Below are 7783 nucleotides of genomic sequence, written 5' to 3'. Positions count from 1 at the left end.
GAGCATATTATATCATAATGCTCGCCGAATTTCAAGAACATATGTTCCTTCTTTGCAATTCATCCCAACCACCTAAGAAGAGGGGGAATTCTTGCTAAATTATGTTAAAGCAGCGATTGAGAGCAAAAATAGAGGCTGATAAGATGTTAGCACATATCAGACTTGCAACAAGAGGAACAATGGATTATGAGAATACACACCCTTTTGTAATGCGGGATAATTGTGGACGTCCCTAGACTCTGGGACATAATGGGACTATTTTTGACTGTGAGATCTTAAGTACATTTGTCAAAACGCAACAGGGACAGACGGATAGTGAAAGAATCCTTTGCTATATGATTGACAGAATCAATACAGAGCAGGAACGATTAAGACGTCCTATGTCTCAGGAAGAACGTTTTCGGCTGATGGATGAGATTATATGTAAGATAACGCCTGAAAATAAAGTAAATCTTTTTGTGTTTGATGGGGAACTTTTCTATGTTCATACGAATTATAAGAACAGTCTGCATTGGTGCTGGAAAGAAGATGCGCTGGTGATTTCTACCAGGCCATTAGGCAAGGATTCATGGGGACAGATACCGATGAATACGCTTTTGGCGTACCAGGATGGTGAACTGCGATATACAGGAACCAACCATGGAAATGAATTTATTGAAAGTGAAGAAAAGATGCGGTTGTTATTCTTAGACTTTGCAAATCTGTAAAAAAGGACTGATTGCACAGTTTCGAAAAACCAGTGATATAATAGATATGAACGTATATATATGTTACAATGGATTTGTGAAAATGCCGTACAGGTAATATGATTAAGACTTTATAGAGGAAAAACGAGTATGACTTTAACGCAGTTAAATTATTTTATAACAATTGCAGAGACAAAATCATTAAATAAAGCAGCAGAACAATTATATGTATCCCAGCCTTCACTGACCAATGCCATGAAGGAATTGGAGAAAGAACTGGGAATCACTTTGTTTTTCAGGAGCGGAAGAGGAGTTACGCTGACTAACGATGGAACAGAATTTCTTCTCTATGCAAAGCAGATATATGGGCAATATGAAAGCGTATTGGAAAAATACGGAAAAGGTGGATCTTATAAGAAAAAATTCGGTGTGTCTACCCAGCATTATTCCTTTGCAGTGAAGGCATTTGTAGATATGGCGAAAGAATTTGATATGTCAGAGTATGAATTTGCAATCCGTGAGACAAAGACGGCGGAAGTAATCAGCGATGTCAGTACCATGAAAAGTGAGATTGGTCTTCTGTATCTTTGTGATTTCAACCGAAAATCAATGGAAAAGCTTCTGAGATCTGCCGGGCTGGAATTCCACCATCTAATCGACTGTCAGGCGTATGTATATCTGTGGAGGGAACATCCCTTGGCAAATCAGGAGTCCATCAGCTTTGAACAGTTGGATGGTTATCCATGTTTATCTTTTGAACAGGGGGACAATAGTTCATTTTATTTTGCAGAAGAAATCTTGTCCACGAATGAATATTCACAGACAATCAAGGCAAATGACCGGGCCACAATGCTGAATCTGATGGTTGGCTTGAATGGATATACACTTTGCTCAGGAATCATATGCGAAGAACTGAATGGAAGTGATTTTGTTGCAGTTCCGTTCCACGATGACGAGCAGAATCCCAACAGTGTCATGGAGATAGGATATATTGTGAGAAAGAATACGATACTGAGTAAAGTTGGAGAACTGTATATAGAGAAATTGAAGTGTTATTTGAATATTGATTAGTTGGAATGGGCGATTTTGTCTTATTGTCAGTTGTGATGTATCTAGTTATAGTTTGAAACTATAACTAGATATTTTTTTTGTATATTGGACATATTAAACCTATCATGTTAGTATGATTACAGAAAATAAAAAACAAACAAAAATAAATAGATCGGAGGACATGAAAATGGCAAATATTAAAGATTCTAAAAACTGGGGTTTTGAAACAAGACAATTACATATCGGACAGGAACAGGCAGATCCGGCTACAGATGCAAGAGCAGTTCCTATCTATGCAACATCATCTTATGTATTCCACAATTCACAGCATGCAGCTGACAGATTTGGACTTCGTGATGCAGGTAATATCTATGGAAGACTTACCAATCCTACCGAGGATGTATTCGAACAGAGAATTGCATCTCTGGAAGGCGGTGTCGCAGCACTTGCAGTAGCATCTGGTGCAGCAGCCATTGATTATACATTCCAGGCACTGGCAAGATCAGGAGAGCACATTGTAGCATCTAAGACTATTTACGGAGGTACTTATAACTTATTAGCACATACATTGCCATTGACCAATGGAGTGACAACAACCTTTGTTGATCCGGAAGTAGAAGGTTCTTTTGAAGCAGCAATTCAGGAAAATACAAAAGCAATCTTTGTAGAGACTCTTGGAAATCCGAATTCAAACCTGATTGATCTGGAAGAATTGGCAGAAATCGCACATAAGCACAACATTCCATTGGTAGTTGATTCTACTTTTGCAACTCCTTATCTGATTCGTCCGATCGAATATGGTGCAGATATCGTTGTTCATTCTGCAACCAAATTTATCGGAGGACATGGAACAGCCATCGGTGGTGTTATTATTGACAGCGGTAACTTTGACTGGAAAGCATCTGGCAAATATCCATGGATATCTGAAGCAAACCCAAGTTATCATGGTGTGGCATTTACAGATGCGGCTGGTCCGGCAGCTTTTGTGACCTATATCCGTGCAGTCATCCTGCGTGACACTGGTGCAACACTTTCTCCATTCCATGCATTCCTGTTCTTACAGGGATTGGAGACATTGTCATTACGTGTAGAGCGTCATGTAAGCAATGCATTGAAGATTGTCGATTATCTGGCACATCATCCACAGGTGGAAGCAGTTCACCATCCTTCACTGGAGAGTGAACCGAGTCATGAATTATATAAGAAGTATCTGCCAAATGGAGGCGGCTCTATCTTTACATTTGAGATCAAGGGAGATGCCCAGACAGCGCAGAAATTCATTGACAATCTGGCAATCTTCTCATTATTGGCTAACGTAGCAGATGTAAAATCACTTGTGATTCATCCTGCAACAACTACACACAGCCAGTGCACAGAAGAAGAACTTCTGGATCAGGGAATCAAGCCGAATACGATTCGTTTGTCTATCGGTATTGAGAAGGTGGAAGATCTGATCGCAGCATTAGATACAGCATTTGAAGCAGTAAAATAATAATATAGATACTATAATGTTTGAGCCCATGTTTTTTGGTTAGGAGAAACATGGGCTCGATTTGTATTGTAAAAATGAAGAAGGCGGTGTACAATTTGGATACTTGGGTTAATATAAGTATTTAGAAATAGAAAAGGTTTTGGGGCAATCATGAACGGTATGGATAGAATCGAAAAAATTTCGACAGAGAGAAAGTTTGCAAAGTATGTATCGCAGAATATATTGGGGATGATAGGAATCTCTGCTTATGTTATCGCGGATACTTTCTTTATTTCACGGGCAGAAGGTGCAGGGGGAATTACAGCGTTGAATCTGGTGCTTCCGTTGTATAGCCTGATTTTTGGAATTGGCGCAATGATAGGAGTTGGCTCGGCGACCAGATTTAACATCTTGCGGGCCAGAAATGATGAGAGAGCGGAGCTGTATTTTTCCAATGCTGTGATGTTCGCGGTTATTTTAGGGGCATTATTCATGTTGGTAGGTGCTTTGTTACCGGGGCAGTTGATCGCTGTGCTGGGTGGAGATGCGCAGATTGTGAAGATTGGTACACCGTATACCAGAATCTTTCTTATGTTTGCTCCCTTTTTTATGGGAAATCATATCTGCAATGCATTCGTAAGAAATGACGGGAATCCTTCCCGGGCAATGCAGGCGACGCTTTTCAGTAGTTTATTTAATATTGTAATGGATTATGTGCTTATGTTTCCGCTTGGAATGGGAATGGCCGGAGCGGCACTGGCAACGGCATTTTCTCCGGTGGTTGGAATTCTGATATGTTGTACCCACTTTTTCTCCAAGGAAAGTACGGTGAGATTCATCTGGCAGAGGCCATCTGTTAGAAGAATCGTAGAAGCGTGTCAGTTAGGAATGGCAGCATTTATCGGAGAGTTATCTTCCGGTGTGACGACAGCCGTGTTCAACTATCTGATTCTGGGACTGGCAGGCAATGATGGTGTGGCAGCTTATGGTATCGTGGCTAATACGGCAATCGTAGCGACCTCTATTTTTAATGGAGTGTCCCAGGGTGCACAGCCGCTTCTGAGTGAATCTTATGGAAAAGGAGACAGAACTTCTGTGAAGAAGATCTTAAAGTTGTCGATAGGGACTGCGATTATTCTGGCTCTTTTGGTTATATTTGTCGCGATTTGCTTCACACAGCCAATTGTGAATATATTTAACAGTGAACACAATGCGAAGATGGCAGCTTATGCACTGGAAGGAGTGCGGTTGTATTTCGTGGGATTTCTGTTTGCTGGTTTCAATATTGTAGGGACAGGATATCTAAGCGCTACAGAATCTGCAAAATGGGCATTTGTTACATCTATTGTACGAGGCGTGGTGGCAATTATTGTATGTGCATATGTCCTGTCATGGTTGTTTGGAATGACAGGAATCTGGCTGGCGTTTCCGGCGGCAGAATTGATTACTACATTATTGATGCTGGTGGCAATTAGCGGGAATCATTCATTGAATTAATCACAGAATGTTCACAAAAATATTAGAGAGTTCTATTGACGAAAGATAGTATAGGTGTTATAGTACAAATAGAACAAAGAAGAAGATAAAATTAAATCTGATTCATATGTTCTGAAAGCGACACCTCGGATTTCTCCGATAGTGCTGAAACAATTTTTGTATCTATTTGAAAGGAGATATGACTTATGATGATGCCTAGTATTTTTGGAGAAAACTTGTTTGATGATTTTATGGATGATTTTGCATTTCCGAATGTTGATAAAGTACTGTACGGAAAGCATGCAAGCAATCTGATGAAGACAGATGTGAAGGAGACAGATTCTGGTTATGAAGTAGACATTGACCTGCCGGGATTTAAGAAAGATGAGATTCAGATGCAGCTGGAAAATGGCTATCTGACTGTCAGTGCTTCAAAGGGACTCAATAAGGATGAAAAGAACGAGGATGGAAGATACGTAAGACGTGAGCGCTATGCCGGAAGTGTCAGTCGAAGCTTTTATGTGGGTGAGAATGTGACAGAGAAGGATATCCATCCGAAGTATGAAAATGGTATTTTGTCATTCAAAATGCCGAAAGATGACAAGAAGGCGGTAGAAGAGAAGAAGCACTATATCGCTATCGAAGGATAAAGTATTCTTGAGTATACGGGACTGCATACTTGCTATTGCGGGTATGCGGCCCTTTTTCAGTTTATTACTGTGTGTCAGATTCCTGAAGAAAGAGGTGTGAAAGAGTTGGACAAGGCGCAGAATTTGATTCTTGATTTTACACATGTTTATCCAGAAGATATTGAGAGTAAAGTTCAGGATATCCGAAGAGTTGATCTGAGTGACATCAGAGGTACGAATATGTATTGCACGGCGGAAGCGAAGCGAGAGATCCGAAAGCGGCTGACTTCATATGGGCCGGGAGGGATTCATTTTCTGGATAATGGGAACTATCATTATGTTACAAAGTTATTCGCGGAGAAGATTCGGGTTCCATTTTCCCTGGTATTGTTCGATTATCATAATGATATGCAGCAGCCTATGATACATGAGTTGACGAGTTGTGGAAGCTGGGCAGGTGAGATGCTTTCAGATAATCCATATTTAAAGCAATTAATTTTAATCGGACCCAATAAGGAAAGTATAAGGGAAATACCGAAAAAATTTAAGGAAAAATTAGTCTGTGTCAGCATGCAGGAGATAGAAGCGCAGACAATTGAAAAAGACCTGAATCAGATACAAAAGGAACTTCCTGCATATATTTCCATTGACAAAGATGTGTTGGACCGGTATGGCGCAAGAACCAACTGGAACCAGGGCAGTATGTCTGTAGATACCTTACAGAAGCTGCTTTCGGAAGTTTTTCGTCATCAGATAGTAATCGGAGTTGATATCTGTGGAGAATGTAGTCTGGAAGAGCCTTTTTTGCAGCTTGTAGAAGATGAAAAAGTGAATGGAACGACCAATGCAATCTTGTATCATTTTCTTTCAAAATATTTTCCTGATAAATATGAGAGAATATGAGTATTGAAATAATGTGAATATTAGCTAAAAATGCAAATAAAATAAATAGATTTTTTCTTTCACCGGGGGAACAATTCTTATCATACTTCGGCCGTCTCTTTTGCATGCTTTTTCTTAGATTTCCCAGTAAATAATATAGAAAGAATCGCGATGATTGCCACAATATACTGGTACCAGCAGAAGGAGATTACCTGGAATGGGCTGTTCAGATTCTCAAGCATTGCGCAGGCAAACAGAATCTGTGCACTGTATGGCAGGATTCCCTGGAAGACACAGGCAAATAAGTCGAGTAAGGATGCGGTACGTTTTGGATCCACATCATATTCTTCACTTAATTCTTTTGCTACATTGCCGGTCACCAGGATGGATACGGTATTATTGGCTGTTGCAATATCTGCCACAGAGACCATGGCGGCAATCCCTGCTTCTGCGGTGTGTCTGTTCTTGATGACTTTTCGAACCTTCTGCAATACCCATTCGATGCCGCCTTCTTCCTGTACCATGGAAGCAAGACCGCCCATTATCATGGAGAGCAGGAAGATCTCAAACATGCCTGTGAATCCGGTGTAGATATGGTTCGCGAACTCCAGGATTGTAAAGCTTCCCATTGCAATACCGATTACGCCTGAGAATACGATCCCTCCGGTTAACACGAGGAACACATTTAGTCCTAATAACGATGTCCCAAGAACGAATACATACGGCAATACTTTTATAAAACTAAAAGAATACTCGGCAGCTTCCGGCACAACATCTGGCCTTCCGAAAATAAGCAGAAGTACAACAGTGATGATCGCAGCCGGAAGAGCGATCGCGAAGTTGGAACGAAACTTATCCTTCATCTCTACGCCTTGTGTGCGGGTCGCTGCAATTGTCGTATCTGAGATCATAGATAAATTATCTCCGAACATGGCGCCGCAGATAGTCGCTGCAACGACCAGATATACATTCAGGCCGCCGGCTTCGGCAAGCCCTATGGCGATTGGAGTGACCGCAACAACCGTCCCCACGGATGTTCCGGTAGAGATTCCGATGAATCCGGAGATAACAAATACACCTGCAGCAACGAATTGCGGCGGCAGAACAGACATGCCAAGATTTACCACAGCGTCAACACCGCCCATCTCACTGGATACAGTAGTAAATGCACCTGCAAATAAGAAGATAAAGCACATCGTCATAACATCGGTTTGACCACAGCCTTTTAAGAATGTCTCCAGCTTCTCATTGATCGTTCCTTTGAATAAGATAAATGCAGTTATAACGCCGATAACCGCTGCAACCGGAGTGGGAAGCTGATAGAATGCCATTTCCACTCCCTTTGCATTCAGCACGATACCAGTGATCAGATATACCCCAACAAAAACCCCAAATGGAAGGAATGCCTTCCCATTAATTTTCTTCTCCATATTACCTCTCTTTGTACATACATTTTCTTTCTTTTTTATATTTCATAACTATGTGTTTCTGTACCATAACATGGACATCTTATAAAGTCAACAGCTCTTGTTAACGATTTGATGCGATAAACTGGATTGGGAGCGCTTTTTGTTGTAGAATAAAAATCA

At 40.9% G+C, this 7783-nt stretch carries 6 protein-coding genes and 1 pseudogene; 6 read left to right on the top strand and 1 reads right to left on the bottom strand.

Features of this window, described 5'->3' with window-relative positions; translation table 11 throughout:
- The first annotated feature begins 101 nt into the window (after positions 1–101).
- The 6 genes and pseudogenes from ACQRBH_RS16855 to ACQRBH_RS16830 all read left to right on the top strand — a co-directional run bounded on the left by ACQRBH_RS16855 (position 102) and on the right by ACQRBH_RS16830 (position 6215).
- Positions 102–707, top strand: a pseudogene (locus ACQRBH_RS16855) (class II glutamine amidotransferase).
- Between the two features lie 129 nt (positions 708–836).
- On the top strand, positions 837–1757 hold the full coding sequence (locus ACQRBH_RS16850) for a LysR family transcriptional regulator (protein WP_347376598.1): 921 nt from the start codon (positions 837–839) through the stop codon (positions 1755–1757).
- A 166-nt stretch (positions 1758–1923) separates the two neighbouring features.
- Positions 1924–3228 (top strand): O-acetylhomoserine aminocarboxypropyltransferase/cysteine synthase family protein, encoded by a 1305-nt coding sequence (locus ACQRBH_RS16845; RefSeq protein WP_427762616.1) that lies wholly within the window; start codon positions 1924–1926, stop codon positions 3226–3228.
- 150 nt (positions 3229–3378) lie between these two features.
- The gene (locus ACQRBH_RS16840; protein ID WP_427762614.1) at positions 3379–4704 is read left to right on the top strand and encodes an MATE family efflux transporter; all 1326 of its coding nucleotides are present in this window, start codon (positions 3379–3381) and stop codon (positions 4702–4704) included.
- 185 nt (positions 4705–4889) lie between these two features.
- Positions 4890–5333 (top strand): Hsp20/alpha crystallin family protein, encoded by a 444-nt coding sequence (locus tag ACQRBH_RS16835; protein ID WP_427762612.1) that lies wholly within the window; start codon positions 4890–4892, stop codon positions 5331–5333.
- A gap of 96 nt (positions 5334–5429) precedes the next feature.
- Complete coding sequence (locus ACQRBH_RS16830; RefSeq protein WP_427762611.1) at positions 5430–6215, top strand: arginase family protein; 786 nt, start codon at positions 5430–5432, stop codon at positions 6213–6215.
- An 80-nt stretch (positions 6216–6295) separates the two neighbouring features.
- Here the strand turns inward: ACQRBH_RS16830 and ACQRBH_RS16825 are convergent, their stop codons facing one another.
- Entirely contained in the window at positions 6296–7624 is a 1329-nt protein-coding gene (locus tag ACQRBH_RS16825) for a Na+/H+ antiporter NhaC family protein (protein WP_427762610.1), read from the bottom strand.
- Between the last annotated feature and the right edge of the window lie 159 nt (positions 7625–7783).

Origin of the sequence: Bariatricus sp. SGI.161, assembly GCF_050313695.1 — a bacterium.
Taxonomy (GTDB): domain Bacteria; phylum Bacillota; class Clostridia; order Lachnospirales; family Lachnospiraceae; genus JAFBIX01.
Note: the sequence above shows the minus strand (reverse complement) of the source record. Positions and strands in the feature narration are given on the sequence as shown.